The sequence below is a fragment of the Halalkalibacter flavus genome (genome assembly GCF_036663575.1).
Classification (GTDB): domain Bacteria; phylum Bacillota; class Bacilli; order Bacillales; family Bacillaceae_D; genus Halalkalibacter; species Halalkalibacter flavus.
The window spans coordinates 67702-92792 of the sequence record NZ_JAWRVK010000005.1; the positions used below are offsets into that span (position 1 = coordinate 67702).

Annotated in this window: 19 protein-coding genes; 17 read left to right on the forward strand and 2 right to left on the reverse strand. The window is 37.2% G+C overall.

Going from position 1 to position 25091, the window contains the following annotated elements; genetic code table 11:
• The first annotated feature begins 51 nt into the window (after positions 1-51).
• Positions 52-603 (forward strand): ribosome hibernation-promoting factor, HPF/YfiA family, encoded by a 552-nt coding sequence (hpf, locus tag SAY88_RS04990; RefSeq protein WP_332629863.1) that lies wholly within the window; start codon positions 52-54, stop codon positions 601-603.
• Between the two features lie 229 nt (positions 604-832).
• On the opposite strand, the gene SAY88_RS04995 is transcribed toward hpf, so the two are convergent.
• Positions 833-1486, reverse strand: a complete 654-nt coding sequence (locus tag SAY88_RS04995) for a glycoside hydrolase domain-containing protein (RefSeq protein ID WP_332629864.1) — start codon at positions 1484-1486, stop codon at positions 833-835.
• Between the two features lie 212 nt (positions 1487-1698).
• Here SAY88_RS04995 and secA point away from each other — a divergent pair, with 212 nt between their 5' ends.
• The 7 genes from secA to SAY88_RS05030 all read left to right on the forward strand — a co-directional run bounded on the left by secA (position 1699) and on the right by SAY88_RS05030 (position 10186).
• Positions 1699-4209, forward strand: a complete 2511-nt coding sequence (secA, locus tag SAY88_RS05000; RefSeq protein WP_332629866.1) for a preprotein translocase subunit SecA — start codon at positions 1699-1701, stop codon at positions 4207-4209.
• Between the two features lie 63 nt (positions 4210-4272).
• Positions 4273-5377 (forward strand): peptide chain release factor 2 gene (prfB, locus tag SAY88_RS05005; RefSeq protein WP_332629867.1). Its coding sequence is split into 2 segments (ribosomal slippage): positions 4273-4344 and positions 4346-5377, totalling 1104 coding nucleotides; the frame shifts between segments, so codons are not numbered across the junction.
• Between the two features lie 232 nt (positions 5378-5609).
• A complete protein-coding gene (locus SAY88_RS05010) occupies positions 5610-6479 on the forward strand; it encodes a YitT family protein (protein ID WP_332630037.1) in 870 nt (289 codons plus the stop codon).
• Between the two features lie 71 nt (positions 6480-6550).
• Positions 6551-6904, forward strand: a complete 354-nt coding sequence (locus tag SAY88_RS05015) for a c-type cytochrome (RefSeq protein ID WP_332629869.1) — start codon at positions 6551-6553, stop codon at positions 6902-6904.
• 246 nt (positions 6905-7150) lie between these two features.
• The gene (gene ftsE, locus SAY88_RS05020) at positions 7151-7837 is read left to right on the forward strand and encodes a cell division ATP-binding protein FtsE (protein WP_332629870.1); all 687 of its coding nucleotides are present in this window, start codon (positions 7151-7153) and stop codon (positions 7835-7837) included.
• Positions 7827-8720: a permease-like cell division protein FtsX gene (ftsX, locus tag SAY88_RS05025; RefSeq protein WP_332629872.1), complete on the forward strand. Its 894-nt coding sequence runs from the start codon at positions 7827-7829 to the stop codon at positions 8718-8720. The genes ftsE and ftsX overlap by 11 nt, the downstream gene beginning before the upstream one ends.
• 83 nt (positions 8721-8803) lie before the next feature.
• Entirely contained in the window at positions 8804-10186 is a 1383-nt protein-coding gene (locus tag SAY88_RS05030; protein ID WP_332629873.1) for a murein hydrolase activator EnvC family protein, read from the forward strand.
• A gap of 355 nt (positions 10187-10541) precedes the next feature.
• On the opposite strand, the gene SAY88_RS05035 is transcribed toward SAY88_RS05030, so the two are convergent.
• Positions 10542-11087, reverse strand: coding sequence for a helix-turn-helix domain-containing protein (locus SAY88_RS05035; protein WP_273847157.1), 546 nt, complete (start codon positions 11085-11087; stop codon positions 10542-10544).
• Between the two features lie 205 nt (positions 11088-11292).
• Here SAY88_RS05035 and SAY88_RS05040 point away from each other — a divergent pair, with 205 nt between their 5' ends.
• The 9 genes from SAY88_RS05040 (at position 11293) to SAY88_RS05080 (ending at position 25091) form a co-directional block, all read left to right on the forward strand.
• Positions 11293-11529 (forward strand): PLD nuclease N-terminal domain-containing protein, encoded by a 237-nt coding sequence (locus SAY88_RS05040; protein ID WP_332629876.1) that lies wholly within the window; start codon positions 11293-11295, stop codon positions 11527-11529.
• The gene (locus SAY88_RS05045; RefSeq protein WP_332629878.1) at positions 11526-12431 is read left to right on the forward strand and encodes an ABC transporter ATP-binding protein; all 906 of its coding nucleotides are present in this window, start codon (positions 11526-11528) and stop codon (positions 12429-12431) included. The genes SAY88_RS05040 and SAY88_RS05045 overlap by 4 nt, the downstream gene beginning before the upstream one ends.
• Positions 12428-13219, forward strand: a complete 792-nt coding sequence (locus SAY88_RS05050; RefSeq protein WP_332629880.1) for an ABC transporter permease — start codon at positions 12428-12430, stop codon at positions 13217-13219. Before SAY88_RS05045 ends, SAY88_RS05050 begins: the two co-directional genes overlap by 4 nt.
• Before the next feature lie 33 nt (positions 13220-13252).
• The gene (locus SAY88_RS05055) at positions 13253-13969 is read left to right on the forward strand and encodes an ABC transporter ATP-binding protein (protein ID WP_332629882.1); all 717 of its coding nucleotides are present in this window, start codon (positions 13253-13255) and stop codon (positions 13967-13969) included.
• A complete protein-coding gene (locus SAY88_RS05060) occupies positions 13944-15533 on the forward strand; it encodes a hypothetical protein (RefSeq protein WP_332629883.1) in 1590 nt (529 codons plus the stop codon). The genes SAY88_RS05055 and SAY88_RS05060 overlap by 26 nt, the downstream gene beginning before the upstream one ends.
• 49 nt (positions 15534-15582) lie before the next feature.
• A complete protein-coding gene (locus SAY88_RS05065; protein WP_332629885.1) occupies positions 15583-15873 on the forward strand; it encodes a transposase in 291 nt (96 codons plus the stop codon).
• A 574-nt stretch (positions 15874-16447) separates the two neighbouring features.
• The gene (locus tag SAY88_RS05070) at positions 16448-17014 is read left to right on the forward strand and encodes a 4'-phosphopantetheinyl transferase family protein (protein WP_332629887.1); all 567 of its coding nucleotides are present in this window, start codon (positions 16448-16450) and stop codon (positions 17012-17014) included.
• Complete coding sequence (locus tag SAY88_RS05075; RefSeq protein WP_332629888.1) at positions 16959-17606, forward strand: hypothetical protein; 648 nt, start codon at positions 16959-16961, stop codon at positions 17604-17606. Before SAY88_RS05070 ends, SAY88_RS05075 begins: the two co-directional genes overlap by 56 nt.
• A gap of 18 nt (positions 17607-17624) precedes the next feature.
• Complete coding sequence (locus tag SAY88_RS05080) at positions 17625-25091, forward strand: amino acid adenylation domain-containing protein (protein WP_332629890.1); 7467 nt, start codon at positions 17625-17627, stop codon at positions 25089-25091.

Sequence of the window (25091 nt, forward strand, 5' to 3'; positions counted from 1 at the left end):
CTTTCAATGGGGTAAATAGAAATAAGTACATAGAAAAGGAGGAGTTATTTTATGAACTATAATATCCGTGGTGAAAACCTGGAAGTAACGCCCGCTTTACGTGACTATGTACAAAAGAAGGTCAATAAACTGGAGCGTTATTTTGATACTACTCCCATAGCAGATGTCAATGTTCGTATGCAGGTATTGAACAATCAGCATATCATTGAGGTCACGATTCCAATGCCGCAGCTCTTACTTAGGGGAGAAGAAGTCCATACGGACATGTATGCAGCTATAGATGGTATTGTAGAGAAATTAGAGCGTCAAATTCGTAAACATAAAACAAAAGTAAATCGCAAGTTTCGCCAAGAGGGAAGCTTGAAATATATGTTTAAAAATGATTTAGAACCACTTGAACAAGAGGCTCCAGTTACGGATGAGCTAGAAGTTGTCCGTAAGAAGCGTTTTAACTTAAAGCCTATGGACGCTGAAGAAGCAATTTTACAAATGGACATGCTTGGCCATAACTTCTTTGTCTTTTCAGATGCTGTGAACGGCTCAACGAATGTTGTTTACAAGCGTCGAGATGGCAAATACGGTCTGATTGAGCCAGAAGCGTAAATCGAATAAATAATGGGGAGTGCAGCGTGGCTGTGCTCCCTTTTTTCATAGAGAAAAAGTATTAACACGTGTTGGCTTTTTCGAAGAAGCTTGCATGTTTATCGAAAGAAAAGCAATGGCTCCAAATATCACTCCCCATTTGAGAAGACCATCAGCAAAGGGCTTAAACAAGGCGATGACTCTGCCCATTGCAGCAAAGAAAAGACCGCATGCGCGGCTTTTTCTTCTTTTAGGCTAGCTCCCGATATAGGCGATTTTCCATTAAGACGGTATCAATTGGGCATTCATCTGCGTCGCGGCCATATTGCCACGCCCACACGTTTGCTTCGCAGTCAGGTCTGCTTGGTGTAAATTGGCGCGGGGCATTTCGTTTTGTTGTCGTCCCAGGCTCCGGTTCCGCACTCCAAATAACCGCTTGCTCGCGAACAAGATTACTCATCGCTGTTGCTTGGCAATACGCTTCGTTAAATGGACCTTCATCCGGATCCGCATAAATACCTGGACGATAAGGACTTCTGTAAAAGGCTTCAACCCAAGCAATAATCCAATCAGCATCGACATCAAAAAAACGCTCGATATTGGCGAAGATAAATGTACCTTCTGGGATGCCTAGTTGTCGTGCTTTAAATATTGAGTTTCTTGCAGCGACGGACCCAGCACGAGCTCCGACTGCTTCGCGGAAATTATTATAAATAGGCATAAGCTTCATTCCTTGATTTTGAATGAATCTATATTCTTCGGGAGTTAGTCCTTCACTGACGGCAGGAATCGTTGATAAGTAACGACCCCAGAAGTCAGGTCGGCCGAAATTATCTATAACACATTGATATAAGTCTTCAGTTACGGCAGCAGCGGAGTCTACTCCCCAGTTTAAAATTCGCATAAAATCCCTCCTCATGAGTACTGTATGCGGCAAGTGCGGAGAGAGCGACTTATGACTTTTCAAAAAATGAACTTTTTCTACATTCTTTTCGAAACCATGTCGTAAGGGTGTCCCTTGTAAGACCATGTTTTACCTGCTAAAATTAAACTTAGTGAAAATGCGTCATGCTCGTATTTAGATTGGACGAGCTGAAAAAAGAGAGGGCGAATTTGATGTTAGGTTTATTGAAGAAAGTGATCGGTGACCCGAGTCAACGACAATTGAAAAAAAATGAGAAGCTCGTTGACCAAATTGAAGCGTTAGCATCAGATATGAAGAAGCTATCTGATGATGGACTTCGTAATAAAACTAGTGAATTTAAAGAACGTTATCAAAAAGGGGAAACGCTTGATGATCTTTTAGTTGAGGCATTTGCGGTTGTTCGTGAAGCGTCAACGCGTGTCTTAAAGATGACTCCATATCCTGTTCAACTACTTGGTGCGATCGCACTTCACCAAGGAAACATTGCAGAAATGAAAACAGGGGAAGGAAAAACGCTTGTCGGGACGATTGCGGTTTACCTTAACGCATTAACGGAAAAAGGCGTTCATGTCGTTACGGTCAATGAATACCTTGCTCGTCGTGACTGCGAAATCATGGGAGAATTGTTTGAGTTTCTTGGACTAACCGTTGGACTTAATGCGAACGATCTTTCAAAGGATGAAAAGCGTGAAGCGTACTTAGCTGACGTCACATACAGCACAAACAATGAACTAGGGTTTGATTACTTACGTGACAACATGGTGTTATATAAAGAGCAAATGGTACAGCGTCCTCTTAACTTTGCCCTCGTCGATGAGGTCGATTCTATTTTAGTCGATGAAGCGCGTACGCCATTAATTATTTCTGGTTCTGTTGAGCGTTCCACTCAGCTTTATCAACAAGCTAACTCATTTATCCGCATTCTGAAAAAGGAAGAGGATTATACATTCGATGAAAAAACAAAAAATGTGCAGCTGACAGAAGATGGTGTGAACAAAGCAGAGCGTGCGTTTGGCATCGACAACTTGTACGATTCTAAGCATGTTCAATTAAACCACCACTTGAATCAGTCATTAAAAGCACATGTTGTGATGCATCGTGATACAGACTATGTCGTTGAGGACGGCGAAGTGGTGATCGTTGACCAATTTACTGGTCGCTTAATGAAGGGTCGTCGTTATAGTGATGGCTTGCATCAAGCCATTGAAGCGAAGGAAGGTATGCAGATTCAAAAAGAAAGCATGACTCTTGCTTCGATTACATTCCAGAACTATTTCCGGAAGTATCAAAAGTTAGCTGGGATGACAGGTACAGCGAAAACGGAAGAGGAAGAGTTCCGTAACATTTATGGTATGGACGTCATGGTCATTCCAACGAATAAACCGATTGCGCGAGATGATAAACCTGACTTAATTTTTAAAACGATGGAAGCCAAATTCCGTGCAGTTGTCAATGAAATTGAAGAACTGTACAAAAAGGGACAGCCTGTTCTTGTTGGTACGGTAAGTGTTGAAACATCAGAGCTTGTTTCAAAAATGTTAACAAAGCGCAAAGTTCCTCATCATGTGTTGAATGCGAAAAACCATGAAAAAGAGGCGGAAATCATTGAGAATGCAGGGCATCAGGGTGCGGTTACGATTGCAACGAATATGGCCGGTCGTGGTACGGACATTAAGCTAGGACCAGGTGTCCTTGAACTTGGCGGCTTACATGTCCTTGGTACAGAGCGTCATGAATCTCGCCGGATTGATAACCAGCTTCGTGGTCGTTCTGGTCGTCAAGGGGACCCAGGTTCAACTCAGTTCTACTTGTCGATGGAAGATGAATTAATGCGCCGCTTTGGTTCCGATAACATGAGAAACATGATGGAACGTCTTGGCATGGAAGAGGATCAACCAATCGAGAGTAAGCTCGTTTCTCGTGCGGTAGAGACGGCTCAGAAGCGAGTGGAAGGCAACAACTTTGATGCTCGTAAGCAAATTCTTCAATATGATGACGTCATGCGTGAGCAACGTGAGATCATTTATAAGCAACGTATGGAAGTACTTGAATCAGAGAACCTTCGTGAAATCGTTGAAAAAATGATCAAGTCTGTGATCGAGCGTACGGTGAAACTGCACACTCCTGAGAGTGAAGTTCATGAGGACTGGGATCTTTCTGCGATCGTCAATTATATGAAGGCAAACCTTTTACATGAAGATGATTTAACGGAGAAAGAGTTAAAAGGAAAAGAGCCTGAAGAAATGATCGAGTTGATCGTTGAAAAAGTAACGGCCAACTACAATGAGAAAGAAGAGCAGTTCACGCCAGAGCATATGCGTGAGTTCGAGAAGGTTATTATGCTGCGTACGGTTGACCGTAAGTGGATGAACCATATCGATCAAATGGATCAGCTTCGCCAAGGGATTCATTTACGTGCGTACGGTCAAAATGATCCACTTCGTGAGTACCGTTTTGAAGGCTTCGAAATGTTCGAGGCAATGGTTGATTCGATTGAAGAAGAAGTGGCAATGTACATCATGAAAGCGCAAGTTCAGCAAAACTTGCAGCGTGAAGAAGTCGCTCAAGGCAAAGCGATGCAACAAAGCGACAAAGAAGAACCAAAGAAGAAAAAACCAATCCGCAAAGGCGTAACGGTTGGTCGGAATGACCCTTGTACGTGTGGAAGCGGGAAAAAATACAAAGCCTGCTGCGGCAGATAAAAAAGAAGGAAGCGTAGGTGCAGAGTCTTAAGACTTTGCACTTCGCTATGAGGTGAAGAGCATATGGAATTAGTAGAAGTGAAGCAAGAGCTAGCCCAGGTGGCCAAACGATTAACTGAATTTAGGGGGTCTCTTTGACCTCGATGAAAAGCAAGAGCGTATCGCTGAACTAGAAGAAAAAATGACCGATCCAGATTTCTGGAACGACCAAGATGCAGCGCAAGTTGTCATTAATGAAGCGAATGCATTAAAAGAGCAAGTAAACACGTTTCTAGAGTTGAATGGCCAATTTGAGGACTTAGAAGTTTCGTATGATTTAGTGAAAGAAGAGCCAGATGAAGATCTGCAAAAAGAACTAGAAGATGGTGTGAAGTCATTGTCTCAAGCAATGAACGACTTTGAGCTTCAGCTATTATTAAGTGAGCCATATGATAAGAACAATGCGATCTTAGAGCTTCATCCAGGAGCCGGTGGAACCGAGTCACAGGACTGGGCTTCGATGCTATTGCGGATGTATACGCGCTGGGCAGAGCGGAAGGATTTCAAAGTTGAGACGCTGGATTACTTGCCTGGAGATGAAGCTGGTGTTAAAAGTGTGACACTTCTTATTAAAGGTCATAATGCATATGGCTATTTGAAAGCAGAAAAAGGCGTTCACCGTTTAGTGCGGATTTCTCCTTTCGATTCATCAGGTCGACGCCATACATCTTTCGTTTCTTGTGAGATTATGCCTGAGTTAGATGACAATGTTGAGATTGATATCTCTCCAGAGGATTTAAAAATCGATACGTACCGTGCGAGTGGAGCGGGTGGTCAGCACATTAATACGACAGACTCCGCTGTTCGTATTACCCACTTGCCGACGAACACGGTCGTTACGTGCCAAACCGAGCGGTCCCAAATTAAAAACCGTGAGCGTGCAATGAAAATGATGAACGCGAAACTCTATCAATTGAAAATTGAAGAGCAGCAGGCGGAGCTTGCGGAAATTCGCGGTGAGCAAAAGGAAATTGGCTGGGGAAGCCAAATCCGCTCATATGTATTCCATCCATACAGCATGGTCAAAGACCATCGCACAGGACATGAGATCGGCAACACGAATGCCGTTATGGATGGAGATTTAGACGGGTTTATTGACGCGTACTTGCGTCAGTCTTTAGGGAAATAATAGCTATTTCGATGACAAGCTTAGCTGAATAATAAAGAACTAAACCGAGCGCAAAATCGAGAAGGATTTTGCGCTCGGTTTTTTGTGGAGTATTGGGGAGTATTGGGGTCAGACCCCGCTTTACTTCACTACAGCATTAGCGGAGTCTCGTTTACATATTTGGCACCTGGTGCTATACTACGCAAGGATTATTTGGTTATTCTAAGAAATGAAGGAGTGAACATGTATGATGATGCGACCGAAAAGAGGGCAGAAGCCGCCGAGTACAACTGTGCAATTAGTAACCGATTATACATATATCCTTGTCGGTGCTGCGATTGTGGCGATTGCGTTTAACCTCTTTTTGCTTCCAAATAAAATAGCGTCAGGTGGAGTGAGCGGGATCAGTACGATTGTCGCTCATATGATTGGGATTGAACCAGCCTTTACGCAGTGGGCTTTGAACATCCCCTTATTTATTTTAGGAATACTGCTTCTTGGCGGGCTTAAATACGGGATCAAAACTTTAGTTGGTACCCTGTTTTTGCCGTTTGTCGTTTACTTGACGAGAGATTGGTCGGTTGGTTTTGAAGATGCGTTGCTAGGCGCGTTATTTGGAGGAATTGGTGTAGGAATCGGGATTGGTCTTGTATTCCGAGCGAGAGCAAGTACAGGTGGAACGGACCTTGCTGCTCAAATTATTCAAAAATATACTGGTTTAACATTAGGGGCAGCTGTTTTTATTATTGATGGTTTAATTGTGATTACCTCTGCTTTTACATTCGGAATTGAATTAGCTTTATATGCACTAATTAGTTTATATGTAACTGGAAAAACAGTGGATATGGTTCAGGTCGGAGTCGGCTATGCCAAGGTTGCGCTCATTATTTCAAATCACCAAGAAGAAGTTCGGCAAAGTCTCTTAAGAGATGTTGATCGTGGTGTAACGAAATTAAGTGGCTACGGTGGATATACCGATGAAGAGCGCGATGTGTTAATGTGTGTTGTGAATCAAACCGAGGTCACAAAATTGAAACAAGTTGTGAAAACCGTTGATCCTAAAGCATTTGTCATTGTGACGAATGCAACGGAGGTTCTTGGGGAAGGCTTTAAACGAGCCTAGCGGTTAAACTAGGTATATAATTCCATTGGAGGAAACTCCAGAAAGCTACATAGTGAAAGGAGGTACTTTTTATGAAAAAGCTATTGCTAGCATTAGGTGTTGTTGTTGCTCTTTCTGCCTGTGGTGGAGGAGACGAAGCAGCTCCTGCAGAAGAAGCTCCAGCTGAAGATCCAGTAGCAGAAGAGGCTGCTGATGAAGCGGCTGGTGATTATGATGCTACAGCGGCACGTGCTTCGTATGAAGCAAACTGCCTTGCTTGTCATGGCGGAAACCTTGAAGGTGGCGGTGGTCCGAGATTAGCTGGAGAAGAGCACGATCCGGAGCACATTTATGATGTTATTATCAATGGTCAAAACACGATGCCAGCTATTAATATTCCCGCTGAAGAAGCAGAGAATTTAGCGCAATGGATTTCTGCACAGTAAGAAAAAAAAGCCCATTCTCCTAGGAGAATGGGCTTTTTTAGTGGAAATACAACAATTTTACGCAAAGTGAAATGAAATTGTAACATAAAAGACCAAGCCTTTTTATTTTTTAGGTGTTATAATGATGTAGAATACGACAAATGACGAGAATTTTTTTGGAATTTCAACAGACGGGTTTGTCGGACAAGCTAGTATCCTGTGTCTTGGTGTTAGCAAAATGAAAAAACGCAGGGGTGTGATTAATTAGTGATAGAAATGAAGGATGTTTGGAAGGCCTATCCCAATAATGTTAAGGCCATTAATGGGATTTCAATACGCATTGACAAAGGTGAATTTGTTTACATTGTTGGGCCTAGTGGAGCGGGGAAATCGACATTTATTAAGTTAATGTACCGCGAAGAAAAACCGACAAAAGGTGACATTTTTATAGATAAAACAAATTTAGCAAAATTAAAGGAAAGAGCCATTCCGAAAATGAGACGAAAGATGGGGGTTGTGTTCCAAGATTTTAAATTGCTTCCGACTCTCACAGTCTTTGAAAATGTGGCTTTTGCACTTGAAGTAATAGAAGAAAATCCAAACGTCATTAAACGAAAAGTGATGGATGTATTGGATATTGTAAATTTAAAAACCAAGGCAAGATCATTGCCGAATGAACTTTCAGGGGGAGAGCAACAGCGCGTTGCGATTGCAAGAGCGGTTGTGAATAGTCCTGAAGTGCTAATTGCTGATGAGCCGACCGGGAACTTAGACCCGGATACAGCTTGGGAAATTATGGACATCTTAGATGACATTAATCATCGAGGAACAACTGTAATCATGGCAACACATAACAAAGACATTGTTAACTCAATTAAAAAACGAGTGATTGCTATTGAAAGTGGACGAGTTGTCCGAGATGAAGCGAGGGGGAGCTACGGTTATGAAGCTTAGAACCCTTGGACGGCATGTTCGCGAAGGGACAAAAAATTTAGGTCGTAATGGCTGGATGACATTTGCTTCGATTAGTGCAGTGGCAGTAATGCTGCTAGTTGTCGGAGTCTTTCTTTTGTTAATTATGAACGTCAACAATGTGGCTTCAACGATTGAAGATGATGTTGAGATTAAAGTGTACGTTGAATTAACGGCGTCAGAAGAACAGCAGCAAGAACTGCTTGAGGAAATGGAGCAGTTGCCAAATATAGAGAGCATTACGTTTGTTGGTAAGGAAGAAGGATTAAATCAGTTAATCGATAGTTTAGACGAAAGTGGAGAAGTGTTTGAATCGATACGTGAAGAAAATCCACTTAATGACGCATTTGTTGTGCGCGCGATTAACCCACAGTTAACCGAGCAGGTTGCGAACACAATTGAACCGCTTGCACATGTTGAGCGTGTTAATTATGGTAAAGATTTTATTGAACGTTTATTCGCTGTAACGGATTTTGTGAGAATGGTTGGACTCATTCTCGTCATCGGTATGATGTTTACGGCCATGTTTTTGATCGCCAATACTATTAAACTAACAATTGTAGCGAGAAAACGAGAGATTCAAATTATGAAACTCGTAGGAGCAACAAATGGGTTCATCCGCTGGCCATTTTTTGTCGAAGGAATGCTTCTAGGGGTGCTCGGATCACTTATTCCAATCTTAATTACCGTATTCGGCTACTCGTATTTAGTAACGAATTACGGAGCAAGAATTGAAATTCTCTTCTTCTCACTCGTACCTCCATTTCCATATGTGTGGCAAATTGCAGGCTTGTTAGTAGTGATTGGTGTCTTTATCGGCGTATGGGGAAGCATGATGTCCGTTCGTAAGTTTTTAAAAGTGTAAATAAAACGGTGACCAGTGAGGCAATAGTCTCACTGGCTTTCAGACCGTTTCATGATTGTAGATAATTAAGGGGGAGCGACTGGATGAAAAGGAAAGTAGGACTTATAGCTGTTGCTGTTCTATTAACTGTTGGTTCTTTTGGATGGGGACCATTTAATGAAACAGCGTCAGCAAACTCAGAACTACGCAACAAAATTTCTGATGTTGAACAAGAACAAGCAGAAAATCGTGATCAGGCTCAAAAGACACAGGCGGAATTAGATAAACTTGCATTGGAAATGAAAGAGCTAACAGATGAAATTGAAAAGATTGATCACGAAGTAGCTGAAACGAATCAGAAAGTACGCGAGAAACGTGCTGAAATTGAGGAAGTACGTGAGACAATCGAAGAATTACAAGAGGAAATTGCTATTTTAGAAGAGCGGATCGCTGAACGTGATGAATTGTTAAAAGAGCGTGCGCGTTCGATGTATCAATCAGGCGGACAAATTAATTACATAGAAGTCATTCTTGGTGCACAAAGCTTCAGTGATTTCTTAGACCGTGTCAGTGCATTAACTGTTATTGCACAGCAAGACCGTAATATTCTTGATGCGCATATTGCTGACCATTATGCATTAGAGGAAGCAAAAGAACAAGTTGAGATTGAACTTGAAAAATTAGAAGGTCATTTAGAACAGCTAGAAACGTTAATGGCGGAATTAGAAGCACAGCGCCAACAAAAAGACAGAGTCATGAAACAGCTTGAGCAAACTGAAGGCGAGCTTCACGCAGACCTTGGCGCATTAGAAGATGAGGCTGGAATTCTTCGTGCGCAAGAACAAGCACTTAAGCAAGAGTTAGCTGAGTTTGAAGCAGCTGAGGAAAGACGTAAGCAAGCAGAGGCAGAGGCACAAGCACAAGCACAAGCACAAGCACAAGCACAAGCTTCTAGAAGCGGTTCTAGTTCAAGCGGAAGTTCCTCTAGTGGAGGATCTTCAAGCGGAGGATCTTCAAGTAGAAGTTCATCTAGTGGTTCTTCACAAGTTCATAGTGCACCACCTGTAACGAATTCTGGTTTCATGCGTCCGGCTACAGGAACGATTACGTCAACATATGGCCCACGTGCGACATTTGGTGGACGTATGCACTACGGAATTGATATTGGTAAAAACGGTCGTACAGGTGACGTACCAGTTGTAGCTGTACAAGATGGGACGGTGGTACGCTCTTACTATTCATCTAGTTATGGAAATACCGTTGTCATTGCTCACCAAGTGAATGGACAGCTTGTAACAACGTTATATGCTCATTTAGAAAACCGTGAAGTATCAGACGGACAGCGTGTATCAAAAGGACAACGTTTAGGTCTAATGGGGAACACTGGACAATCATTTGGACCACACCTTCACTTTGAAGTACATGAAGGCGGTTGGAATGGTGCGAAGTCAAATGCGGTTGACCCATTACGTTATATACCACGTTAAGTAATGTCTAACGACAAAAAAATCCTTAATAAACAAAAAAGTCCTTAAATTATATGTGCCAAAAAATTCTTAAGATGAATAAATATACGGTTAGACTAACACAACTTGTTCTTACAGGTTGTGTTTTTTATTAGGAGGTTGGTGATAAGGTGGCAAGGTTTAACTATGTTTGGAATGAAGAGAGAATTAGTATGTAAAGGAAGGAAGGGGAGAAGGCGAATTCCTACATCCTGAATATGGAAACCCTCCTTTTCTAACATGTAAAACGAAAGGGTGCCAATCGTGACACCCTTTTTCCTATTCCAGATCCTACAGAATGATCACTTTAGAAAGGAACGTATGAAGAGACCTGTATTTAAGATTCGGGGATAATAGTAACCCCAATCGTTTGAATAGGAGCGTCTTTCAGTTTGCTTTGTTTCGTTGCCTTATAATACTTGATCATCAGCTCATTTAATTCATTTTGAAAGGTGCGAAACGTTTGATCATCGAGCTTTAGTTCTAAAAGTGAGAAGGTGGAACCGTCCTCTGCATGTTCCCTTTCTTCTAATTTTGTAAGGTAGTTCTGGTATTGATTCATTAGTGATAACTGATAATAGGAAAAATAATTTAGTTTCTTTTCTTTTGGAGATTTTTTCCATTCATCCCCACTAAGTCTAGCTTCTTCTTCATTAAGAACATAATACTTTTCAGAGACGGATCTAACTTTTTTCTCTTTGAGTACACGGATAACGCCATAATCTACCAACACTTGAATATGTCTATAGAGTGTAGCTTGGGGAACATCCTCAATAATTTTCAGCATTTCGAGTGGGGTTAGTCCATTGTCTCTGTTCCTCATTAAAGCTTGGGAAATTTTTATTCGTACTGGGTGCATCAAAATCTCAGCTTTGTTAATCATAATATTCTCCTAACACTCCGTTTTTTTTTTTTGTTTCTATGCGTTTTTATCAAGTGTTTCTATTATTGTTATTTATAATGATAATATTATCATTATAAATAACAATAATAATTAAAACAATATTTTTAATAAAACAGGTGCGAATTTCCAAATATTATGTTATCATTATCAATAATGATAATGATTTATTAGAGGAGTGAGAGCGATGAAATTACATTATGGAATAGACACGTTGAAGAATATAGATATCATGTCTTTTCTACCATTTATTTTACCTGTCCTTGTTATTGGATTGATCTTAGTACTGATCGCATTAATTGATTTGTACAGGAATCGTACGAGAAGGAATAACGTATTACTATGGACCTTAATTATACTTTTTGTAAATATCCTCGGGCCAATATTATATTTAGTCATCGGCAGAAAGGAAAGTGACAGATGAGACTTGAAATCAGAAATGTCACAAAGACATTTAAAGAAAAAACAGCGGTTAATCAGTTTTCAATGGAGCTTCAATCAGGAGAATGTGTTGGGTTAATAGGACCTAATGGAGCTGGTAAATCGACACTAATTAAAGTGATTTCAGATATACTTGACCCAACTGAGGGGGAAGTTCTTCTTGATGGTAAGAAAATTTCACTAATGAAAAGAGAAGTCGGCTATCTACCTCAATATCCAAATTTCTACTCATGGATGACAGCAAAAGAAACCTTGTCTTTTATGGGACAGTTATCAGGAATTAAAAAAGAAGAATTAACAGAAGCGATACCGAAAATATTGAACAAAGTAGGGTTAAGTGGTGAAGAGAACTCAAAGGTTGGAACTTTTTCAGGTGGGATGAAGCAGAGACTAGGAATTGCTCAGGCATTGCTGCATAAGCCAGCGCTTATTGTCATGGATGAACCAGTTTCAGCTTTAGACCCAGTTGGCCGGAGGGAAGTACTTAATATCATCGAAGAAATCAAAAAGGAAACCACCATCTTACTTTCCACTCATATTTTAGGGGATGCAGAAGAGATTTGTGAACGATTTGTCATAATAAAAAATGGTAAAAAAATTGAAGATACGACATTGACTGAGCTATTAAACAAAAACAGTCAAAATAAGTTGAATATTGAGATGGCAACAAAAAACCTGCAATGGATTCAGGTCATTGAGAAAGAAGAGTATGTTAAAGACGTTGAAGTCATTGGAAATAAAGTAAAAGTCGAGGTGGAAAATATACAACTGAACAAAAATATGTTGTTAAGCAGTGCTCTTAGTCATAATGTCGATATAGCAAAGTTTGAAATAGATAACGATACTCTTGAAGAGATCTTCTTAAAATTGGTGGTGGCGAAATGAATAACTTCACAGTAATGCTAAAAAAAGAATTTGTTCAAATGGTTCGAGAATATAAAATTATTTGGCTACCTCTCGTGTTTCTATTTTTAGGAATGACTCAACCAATTATTAGTTATCATTTACCTTCAATATTAGAGGCACTTGGTGGTAGTGAAGGGATTATCATTGATCCAAGCATGGCCGCTCAAAGTGGTGGAGAAGTATTAGCAACGACATTGGCCTCCCAATTTGATCAACTAGGTTTGATTATTATCATTGTTTCATTGATGGGGATTGTTCAGTCTGATAAATCAAATGGAATGTTGGCTTTTATTCTAACAAGACCTGTTAAGGTTGGATCCTATATAGGTGGTAAATTGGTTTCTAACTATCTATTTATTGCCTTGAGCGTCGCAATAGGTTATGTTGCTTCATACTTTTATGTTCAATTTTTATTTACAAGTATTCCACTTGCGGATCTGCTCACTGCGTTAATCTTTTATTTAGTTTGGGTGTTGTTCATTGTAGGATTTACGACAATGATCAGCACGATTTTCAATGGTCAGGGAATTATTGCTTTAATCTCAATTGTATTTTTAATTTTTTGTAGAATGATAGTGGGGCTTAGTCCTATTATTGATTCTATTAATCCTGCCAGTATGAGTCATTATGCGATGGAAGTATTAATTATTGGATCAATAAATAAAGGTGTCATCTTCAGTGGATTAGCATCAATCCTTCTAACTATTTTCACGCTTAGTATTACAAATCATTGGATCACAAAAAAGAAATTTAGCAATGAGCAATAATATACGGATACAAAAATGCTAGGAGGTTAAGAAATGTTAAGGATTACAAACTTAGAAAAAAGCTATACCTCTAAGAAAGTCTTAAACGGGTTAGATCTTAACATAAAAAAGGGGGAAATATTAGGATTTGTTGGCGGGAATGGAGCCGGTAAGACGACAACATTAAATGTAATAACAGGCATTGTCGATTATCAAAAAGGCAAAGTAGAAATCAATGGTCTCTCAAAAGAAGCTGGAATTGAATATAAGAAGCAATTTTTTTTCATTCCTGATACGATTAATGTTTTTAAAAATGTATCGGGATATGACTGGATTTGTTTTTTAATGAATCTATATGGGGAAAAGGATCAAAAAAGGTTTGATCAATATATAGAGAAATTTGATATGCAAGAGGCCCTAAAAAAACCGATGGGAACGTATTCGTATGGAATGCTCCGTAAAGTATTATTAATTGCTGCTTTTGTCATTTCTCCTCCTATTATTATTATGGATGAACCTTTAAACGGTTTGGATCCAAATGCGGTTCTAGTCTTTAAGGAATTAATCAAACACTATGCAGAATTGGGAGGGACCGTATTCTTTTCTACCCATTTATTAGATATCGCTGAAAAGGTATGTAGTACTGTCGCTATATTAAAAGAAGGAAAGATTATTTTACATGATGATATTCAAAACATCCTAGGAGAAGAGTCATTAGAGTCAATTTTTATGGAGGCCCAAGTATATGAACGAAAAGCGTCAATTAATTAAATTTTTCGTTTCTTCTTTTTATAGTAGACCCAAGCAACCGATGCTTCAAGTCGTATTGATCATAGCTGTTTTTTACATGTTTGTTCAGTTATCAGTGGTGAATATTGCCGTATTTTTACTAGGGAATACGCCTTTGTTTATGTTTTACAATTTACTGATATCGAGTGTGCTAGTCTTTGCATTGGTTTGTTATTTCTCGATTTCTCAAGTATTTGCTTATTATGAATTTAACATGTTAGTTCCTCTTCCCTTAAGTGCTAAAGAAATTACAACCGCTAAGGTGATAAGTAGTCTATGGGTTCCGATTGTGATTTCCATGCTTGTTCAAATCCCTACTTTAGTACTTTTACTTATCGAGCTTAGAGTCATCGAAGCAATGAAACTGCTACTTTTTATACCAATAGTAAATGTTTTAATAGCTTTGCTTCTCTTATTTTTTCTTTCTATTGTGAATACACAGTATAATCGATTTGAAAATAAAGTAGACTATTTAATCACTAACATTGCTGTTATCCTTCTCCTAGTGAGCGGCTGCCTCGTTTACTTTACTAGCAAAACGACGGTTACCATGTCTACATTTATGTCACAAATGGATGTGACCTCAATTGGAGGGTTATTGAACTCGATCGAATTTGTCCTTCTAACGATGTATGAAACGTTCAATAACATGGTGCTCATAAGCTTGATTGTGACGAGCTTTACCACTTTAGAGCAAATGGGACTATGGATTGTGATGTTAAGTTTTATTACTTTGATTAGTATTTTACTATATTATATTGTAATGAAAATATGTTCTGTCAGTTACGTTAAGAATGGGGTATCTGAACAAAGTGATAGTCTAAAGCCATCAAAAGTTAAAATTACTAATAGTCAATGGATGAACTATCTACAGAGAGAACTCTGGATTATTCAATCAGAAGCATATTTTAAAATGCAGATTGCTTTAGGTCTCCTACTGCCTCCCATCGGTGCAGTGATCTTATTAGTATTAGTACAAAAGGATGTGTTTCCAACCTATTTCATCCTTGCAAATGAAGCCTTTTTAGGATCATTCTTTTCATATCTAGTCCTATTTCTGTGCTGTATAAATAATATAAGTGGTACGCCGTATTCAAGAGAGGGAAAATATCATTATCTATTGAAGAGTGCTCCCTTTAATAAGAACTATGTCTATTTTTCGAAAGTTGTCATCTCCTCAATTATGAGTATTATTGCTATTTTGGTAAGTTATTTAATATTGGCTCTGTTTGGGTTCTGGGAATTAGAAAGTATAGCATTGCTGCTGACTATCACTAGCCTAGTCATTTGCTATAACATTCTTACACCACTCTATGATATGAAAAATCCAAGTCTAGATTGGGAAAACCCAGCAGAGGCAATTAAATCTAATCCGAATGTTTTAATCAGTCTCCTGTATGGATTACCAATACTGATCTTAATCATAGCGGTTCACTTTAGCTTAATATGGTTTGTGGATCAATCATTTATAGCGACAATTATTACTCTTATATTGGGAATATCAACATTCCTTATCCTAATAAAAAGAGTAAAGATAGCTTTGTGAAAGATATATTTGAGAAACATTAAGTGCTACAAGAAAGGAGGATCTACCTATGGGGAAGCATCATGATAAAGAATTTAAGATGCACGTTGCACGGTTAGTAGTAGAGGAAGGCAGGAAGACAAAAGAACTGTCTGAAGAGATAAATGTGTCATTACAAACTCTACGTAACTGGGTTAACACCTATAAAGAAAAAAGTAAGGAAGGCTATAAAGCAGACGGGAACCTTAATTGTTCAGGGACAAACATTACAAATGAAAAAGACAAAATTATTAAAAGCCTCAAAGAGGAAAATGAAATACTTAAAAAAGCAATGCATATATTGGTGAAAGAACCTAAATAGTTGACCTTCTAACCTATTAAATCATAAAGGGAAAAGCCATATTCAATAAGCAAATTGAATATGGTTTTTTTTTTATGGAAATTTGAAATCTATTTAATTTTTTTAAGAACTTTAAAAATAAATTTTATCTTAACTAAACGAGTAAACTCCTTTTGTGGTAAGGCTTTAGATATAAGAAAATAAAACTATAAATCAACTAATAATGAATAAATCGCCTATTAATTTACAAAATATTAATAGATCTTCCATATTTGTTATGGTAAAGTATTATCAATAATGATAATGATTGATAATTTTGACGAAAATAGTAAAAAATAATAAAAATTACATCGGTAAAAAGTTATATTCATTATTGTTAATTTAATTAATAGGGAGGGAAAAAGTTGATCGAATATTTTATGAATAAGAGCAATATTTACAAATCCTTCACCATGTTTTATGAGGCAGACTTATTAAATTTAAACGATGCAGATGAGATATTTAGTGAGCAAGAACGTAGTTATTTAGAGTCACTAACTGTAAAAAAAAATTTTCAGAAGCAAAGAAAAGTTTATATTGTGCAAAATTTTCTATCATGAAATTTTTAAATATTGGTTTAGATGAAATAAAACAAATTTCAATTCTAAAAGGTGTGTTCGGACAGCCCATCGTTACAGGAAATAGGTTTCTGCCGATTAATGTCGGCATTTCGATATCCCATACCCAAAAAACAATTGGAATCGTTGTATTTGATCAGTTGCACCCAATGGGTATCGATGTTGAACAAAGAACAATACAGGATTCCCCTTTTTTAGAAGAATATTTAACTGAGCACGAAAGAAAGATGATTCATGGAAGTAGCTTCTTAAGCAAGGAAATTTTTTTTAGTGCCAAAGAAAGTCTATCAAAAATATTAAAGACAGGATTAACCACACCACTACAAATTTTTGAAATTTCGCGGTTTGAGGTTGACCATGGCGGCATTTTATTGTTTTTTAGTCATTTTACGCAATATCAGTGTAAGGTTGTGCTTAGAGAAGACGAGATACGAAGTGTTACGTTTCCAATTAATTCTACAAAAAGTAAACGGATAAGGGAGAATACAAATGGAACTAAAAAGGGAAGTGCAAAACGAAAACAATCTAGCTCAACTTCTTTATAAAAAAGAGGACAAATTTAGTAAGTTAATTAGTGCCTTAGTACTACTTAGCCTCATAGCAGGTATTGAAACGACTCTGTTATTATACTCTGCAGAACAAAAGGGAATGGATGTATTAAATGGCGTTTTAATGTCAGAAATGGGTGTCATGGGCTTTATTATGATGACGATTGCTATGGGATCGTTAGGATTATTTTTTACGTTTATGGTTCAAACCCTTATTGTAATACTACTTGCACTTGTTTTAAAAGAGAAACCCGTAAACATAAAAGGAATTATGAAATCGGTTGTAAATGCAGGGATATTAATCGTCATTGGTTCTGGTGTCAATGCAATCATTGCGCTTTTAGTCAGTGCGAAAGAAACTACATTTACTAGCCTAGCTCTACTTGTTCATGATCACAATTCTGCATTACACACCTTTATGGCTGAATTTGAGTTATTCTATATTGCTAGTCTTATTGTATTTAGTCTTTCCTTAGAAAAAGTAGCAAAACTTAAAAGAAAAAATGCGGTTATTATTACACTTATTATCGCGTTAATTTCTTTAGTGTTTCATATGTTGACAGTAACATCAGGAACATATTTAAAGTAACAAAGGAGGGACATGACTATGAAATCGTTGGTATATTTGTTTGAAGAGAGTACAAGAAAGCATGGAGATAAAGTTGCAGTAAGAAATAAAGACAGGACATTTTCATATAAAGAAACAAATATATTAGCTAATCAATTTGCACGGTTCTTACGAAATCAGGGAATAAAAAAAGGTGATAATGTAGGGCTTTATATTGAGAAGTCAGAATATGTTTTATTTTTCATCTTAGCTTTGCTTAAATTAGGTGTTACCTATGTTCCAATTGATCCAAAAAGCCCAGCTAAACGAGTTAAACATATTATTAAGAACTCAGAGTTGAAATTACTCATTACAGACAAAGGAACAACAGTAAATTGTCAACATGTGACGAGTGCTCAAGTCATTGAAGGATCAACAAGATTTGAGGGAAACAATCTGAATATATCGATCGAAACGGAAAGCCCTGCTTATATCATTTTTACTTCTGGTTCAACAGGAGACCCAAAAGGAGTTTGTGTCACCCATGGAAATGTGATGAGTTTATTTTCAGGGTGTGAGAGTTTATTTGATTACGACTACCAAGATAAGTGGACTTTTTTTCACTCATATGCCTTTGATTTTTCGGTTTGGGAAATGTGGGGGGCTTGGATCTATGGTGGTGAAGTAATCGTTGTTTCGTTTGAAGAAAGTAGGAGTCCAATTTCATTTGTTGATCTCATGGTACGAACGAAGACGACCGTTTTTAATTGTACACCAAGTGCCTTTTTTGAAATAAGTACAGAACTCTTAAGACGTCAACAGGAATTACATTTAAAGTACATAATTTTTGGAGGAGAAGCGTTAAACTTTAAAAAACTAGCTACATGGTACTCTCCAGAAAATAAGTCCTTACCAAAACTAATAAATATGTATGGGATAACAGAAACGACAGTTCATGTCACTTTTAAAGAAGTGACAAAATGTAGTGTAGAAAAAGGTGTGACTAATATCGGTAAGGTACTCCCTCACTTAGATTTTAAAATTATGAATGAGTATGAAGAAGAAGTTTCTATAGGGGTAGAAGGGGAGTTGTACATCTCAGGAGAAGGTCTTTCTATAGGCTATTATAATAATCCGGAATTGAATGAGAAAAAGTTTAAAGAGTTTGATAATGTACGGTATTATAAGTCAGGGGATGTAGTAAAACAATTAGATAACAATGAACTTCAATACATCTCTAGAAATGATGAACAAGTCCAATTAAGAGGCTTTAGGATTGAGCTGGGTGAGGTGGAGAGCGCATACAATGAACTTAAGGAAATTAGTAATGCAGTTGCTATAACTGATGCTGTCTTTAACGACAAACATTTGGTTTTATATTATGTTGCAGAGGAGGAATTACCGACCAGTTATTTACGAGAAGTCGTAAGTACTCACATTCCTGCATATATGATTCCAAGTTTCTTTATCAAGATTGACCAAATTCCATTAACAGTAAACGGGAAATTGAATAAGGAATTATTACCGAAGTTTCAACAAACAGTTATTGAACCAACTCCATCTGAAACAATAGTCGCAGATGAACAATTAGCCGAGCAGATAAGAAAAGTGATTATCGATATTCTAGGAAATGGTAGGATTTCAAATAACCAATCATTATTGTCATTAGGAATGAACTCATTATCGATAATGAAAATGATCGTGAAGGTAAGGGACCTTTTTAATATTGAGCTTTCTCCATTAGAGATACTTGAAAACGATACGATACTAAAGATAGCCAGCTTGATTGAAATACGAGTAAAGCAAGAAGACAAGCAAGAATATTATCCTATTGAAATAAAGAAAAGGAATGAATACCCTCTTACATATGAACAAGAGAATTTATGGTTCATTTATCATACAAATGAAGATAAGTCTCTGTATAATATTGTATTTTCCTATGATATAAAAGGAGAAATTGATAGGGAGTCTTTAGAGAGTTCATTTAATAAAATGGGTAATTTGCATCAAATATTAAAAAGTACCATTAAGGAGAAAGAGGGGAAAGGGATTTTAGTCTACGATGAGACGATCTATCATCACTTTACCTATGTTGATTTATCAAGTCGCTCTGTCAAAGAGCAAGAAGAGAAGATAGAAGAATTAGTGAAACAAGAAGCTGCTAGAGAATTTGATATTGAAAATGGATCGTTATTATCGATCACTTTAGCAAAGAAGAGTAATTCTGAGTATCAATTGATTTGTAACATTCACCATATTATATTCGATGGTTGGTCGATTCCATTACTGATTAACACTTGGTTCACTATGTATGACAATCTAAATAATGAAAAGCAGTCTTCTCATAGTGAAGAAAAGCTTCAATATGGTGACTATGCTTACTGGCAAAAGACATCACCAACCTATATAAGTCAAAGGGATCAAGAGTTTTGGAGTAGTGAAATCTCCACAATGAGAAAGGAATCATTTTTACAGTTCGATCATCCGAAAACAGCAACTAATAAAAATGATTCAGATATAATTCGTTTTTCTGTGCCAACGGCCATTCAAAAAAAATTAGAAAAGCTTAATCAAAAAACAAAATCGACCTTATTTATGAGTTTGATATCTGCCTATCAAACGTTTTTATCTGTCTATTTTGATCAGGAGGAAATTGTGGTAGGGAGTCCTTTAGCGAAAAGGAATCATGCTGATACAGAGGGGTTAATAGGCTATTTCGTCAATACATTACCTTTTAAGTTACATATCAATCAAGAAGAAACATTTACAGATGTGTTAAGGAGAAATATTAAGAATATCACCAATGTATTTGATCACCAAAACTTACCGACAGAACAAATTATGAAGTACGCTGCAAGTGATCGCTCGATTCATTCAACACCATTATTTGAAACAGTGTTTGTCTTACAAAATAACGAAATGGAAAAGTTAACGTACGACACCGTTCAATTACAACCGAGACAGGTCGATACGTATAAAGCCATTTTTGATTTGGTTGTACAAGCAGAACAAAATAATGAGGATTTGGTGATCTCTTTTGAATATAACCAATCCTTGTTTAAAAAGGCAACCATTCAGAGAATGGCTACTAATTTCAAACACTGGTTACATGAAATCACTTGTGACGAAGAAACGCAATTAAAAAATTTGTCATACTTAGAATCAGCACAATTACACGCAATGTTAGCACTAGCGACTAATAACAGAGATCAAGATGAAGGTGAGGAGCGTTCGTTTGACGATGTCATTACTCGTTTTGAACAACAAGTCGAGAGTAGGCCTGAAGACATAGCAGTCGTTCATGGAGAAGAGCAATTAACGTACCGAGAATTGAATAAGAGGGCGAATGAGCTTGCACATTATTTACAGCATAATGGGGTTTGTGAGGAAGACAAAGTCGGCGTTTTTATGGAACGTTCTATAGCAATGATATCATCTGTTCTAGCCATTATGAAAGTGGGAGCAGGATATGTTCCGTTAGATCCTTCACAACCAGAAGCTCGACTTATTCATATGATTGAGGATTCTAAAATTGTGTATTGCATAACTAATAATGTAGACCTTAGTTATCCAGGCGATGATAAGCAACTTATCGTTATAGACGAGGTTCCTAATCTAGGTGAAGTTAATGAATTCCAGTCAAGAAGACTTTCCGAAACAAATTTAGCTTATGTTATTTACACTTCGGGAACTACGGGAAAACCTAAGGGAGTAATGATCGAACATAGAGGCCTTGCCAATTTATGTGATTGGCATATCAATTACTATTCAGTTACAGAGGAAGATGCTGCCTTACTTATTTCGAGTGCTTCTTTTGATGCCTCAATATGGGAAATGTTCCCTTACTTAACTAATGGCAATAAGCTTGTGATTTTAGATTACTTTGATTTACTTGATGTAGAAGTACTTTCTGAAAAATTGGAAAAAGAGAAGGTCTCAATTGCATTTTTTTCTACAGGGCTTCTTGAACAATTATTTATTAATGAAATGAAATTCCCAGATTCAATTAGGAGCATCCTTACTGGTGGAGACCGTTTGAAAACAATCCCTACTGAATTAAATTTTAATCTATATAATAACTATGGTCCTACAGAGGGGACAGTTGTTTCAACAGCTCATAAAATACGTCCAAATGATAATAAGGTGATTCCGATTGGAAAGCCAATTTTAAATGTAGAGACATATGTATTTAATTCAAGGATGAAACTGACTCCAAAGGGACAAGTGGGAGAATTATATATTGGAGGTAAAGGAATTGCACGAGGGTATATTAACAATCCAGAAAAAAACATAGAGAGCTTTGTTCCAAACCCTTTTAATCCCACAAAAAAACTCTATAAAACTGGGGATTTAGTTAAATTTACTGAGGATGGGGATTTGCTATTTATAGGAAGAGCAGATGACCAGGTGAAAATTAGAGGCTATCGAATTGAACTAGGTGAAATCAATGCAGCTCTTAAAAAAATTGATGGAATTAAAGATTGCATAGTTACCATTAAAGATCAAGCACAATCAAAACGTATTTATGCCTATTTCATTTCAGATAATGAGATAGCAGAAGATAACATCAAAGAACAATTGAATAAGCGCCTGCCTCATTATATGATTCCGTCTGTTTTTATTAGGTTGGATTCATTCCCGCTCACAACAAATGGAAAGATCGATATGAGAAGCCTACCTGATCTGAAATCACATCCAGAACGAACACCTAAAGAGAAAACAATAAATATGATTGAACAGAAATTATTAAAAATCTGGGGATATGTCCTAAACAAACAAAACATGACCACTTCTGATAATTTTTTTGAATGTGGTGGGGACTCTATCTTAAGTATTCAAATTTGTGCCCTTGCAAAAAAAGAACATCTTCTTATTACATCTAAAGATATTTTTGAGAAACAATGCATTGAAGAGCTTGCTAAGGTGGTCAAGTGGCAGGAAGACAACGAAATAACAGAATCAGACGTTTATGGACAGGCACCGTTAACACCGATTCAAAAGTGGTTTTTTTCTCAAAATATTGACAATTATAACCACTGGAACCAATCCGTTACGTTAAAAGGCTATCAAGCTATAAATGAAAACAAACTAAATCAGATTGTTGCACAGTTAGTAAAGCATCATGATGCCTTTAGAACGGGATTTTCAGCCAGTGAAGAGTTTTCAACAGTGGAAACAGTGGAGAAACACCAAGCATTTTGGCAGGCTTTATACATGGATCTTTCTAATTTACATGAGGTGCAGATCCTACGAGAAATTTCTCGGCAAGAAGAAATAGCTCAAAAAGGAATAAATATTACAAACGGACCACTAATGAGAGTGGTTTGTATTAAAACAAGTGAGGATGAGCATACAATCATTTGGGTTGTTCACCATTTAATTGTAGATGGTGTTTCTTGGAGGATTCTACTAGAAGACTTTGATCAGCTCTATATGTCTGTCTTAAATAGTGAAGAACCTAGACTGTCTAACAAAACAACATCATTTAAAAGGTGGGCAAATAAATTAGCAGATTATAAGGAACGAATCCCGAATAATATTAAGAAATATTGGGAGGATGAATGCAGCAAGAAGTATGATCATCAGTTGGTCAAGACTACAACTGATTATGCTGGGGGATCCTTTGCTTTAACGTTAAATCAAGAACTCACTCATGCAATTTATAACGATATAACAAAGGCTTATAACGTAACAGTTGATGAAGTGTATCTAGCTGTTTTTACAACCATGCTTGGTGAGTATTTTAATAAAAAAAATGTTCACTTTACACTAGAAGGCCATGGTCGTGAAGAATTGTTTGATGATGTGAATTTATCAAGAACCGTAGGGTGGTTTACAACGATGTATCCCATCTACTTAGAGAAGAAAGATTCATTGTCCGAGACTATATTTAACACAAGAAAAAAGTTAAGAACTATGCCAAATAAAGGTATTGATTATGGCATGCTAAAGGATCGATGGACTGAACTGAACCAACCGATACTAAGCTTCAATAACTTAGGAAAATTTCAAAAAAGCAAAAAGTTGCATGCAACGGAAATAAACTTTTTCAGTGAGCAAGATATTCAAGAGAACTCCTATACTGAGCATGAAATAGATATTGAATTATTACTTGTTGATGATCAACAGGAAATAAGAGTCAATTTCAATCGATATTTTGTTCAAGAGGACTTTGAAAGTTATGTAAAGAATCAATTACAAAAATTGCTTTATAGCTTAAGAGAAGAGGCTGAGCAGAATAGAGAAGCTGAAGAAATATCGGACGTTTCATATGGTTCAATACCTGAATCTCAAATTTTAGATGTGTATGACTTAACAGCAACCCAAAAAGGAATGTTGTACCATAGTTTATTTGATAGTGACAGTAGTCAGTATACTGTACAGCTTCGCTTTGGCCTAGATGGGCAATTGAATATTGAAAAACTAAAAAATGCCATAACGAGAACAATGTTAAAGCATGATATTTTTAAGACGGAATTTCATTCCGATAAAAAAGGGAACTTTCATCAGGTGTTATTAAAATATGTGGATATTGATATTGACTATGTCGATTTGTGGAATTCACCTTTGAATTTAGAACAATTGGTGCAGAGTCAGTACAAAAAAATTGACATTGAGAGCAATCGAATCAATTGTTTCTTAATTGTTAAGTCAGGCGAACAGCAATATCAATTAATATGGACATTTCACCATATGATTATGGACGGTTGGAGCTATTCCATGGTAATTAATGAAATTTTCGATTCGTATAAAGAAAAGGTATCATCTCAAGCAGCAGGAGCCCCTTTCAAATCGTACGTTGATTATATGAAAAGGTATATGGATCAAGAACAACTGCAAGATTATTGGAACAGAAAGCTTCAACAATTACAAAGTACCTCTTCTTCATTAGACTTGTTTGCCGGTGAGAATTATGTTGAATACGTGTATACGAAAGAGTTAGATCATGAACTATCTATGTTGGTTCAACGTTACTGCCAGGAGAATAAGATTACGGTCAATACTTTCTTCTTAACCATTTGGCTTGCAACCTTGAGAGGAATTAAAGGAAGAGACACGGTCTGTTGCGGAATGGTAACTTCTGGGAGGAATCTTCCGATTCAAGGGATTGATACGATGGTTGGACCATTTATTAATACAATTCCTTTTATCAAGACTATTAATCAAGAGAAGACGTATACGGAGCTATTGCAAGAAGTACAGCACGAATTAATAGATGTAAGTGCCTTTGAAAATACACCTTTATCTAAAATTCAAGAATGGGCTCATTCACAGGAGCACTTGTTTGATTCATTGTATGCTTTTGAAAATTATCCAATGTCAATAGTGAGTACAGATGAACTGAGTGTGAGTTTAATAGAAGGAAGAGAAACAACTCATTATCCAATAGTCATTGTTGTTACTCCTCGTAAGAGCGTTCAAATTAAATTTAACGAGGTAGCCATTGATGCAAAAGGAAGGTCTTTCATTATTTCAACGTTTAATCAAATCTTAAGTCAACTACTTGAAAATTTAAAAGTTAAGTGA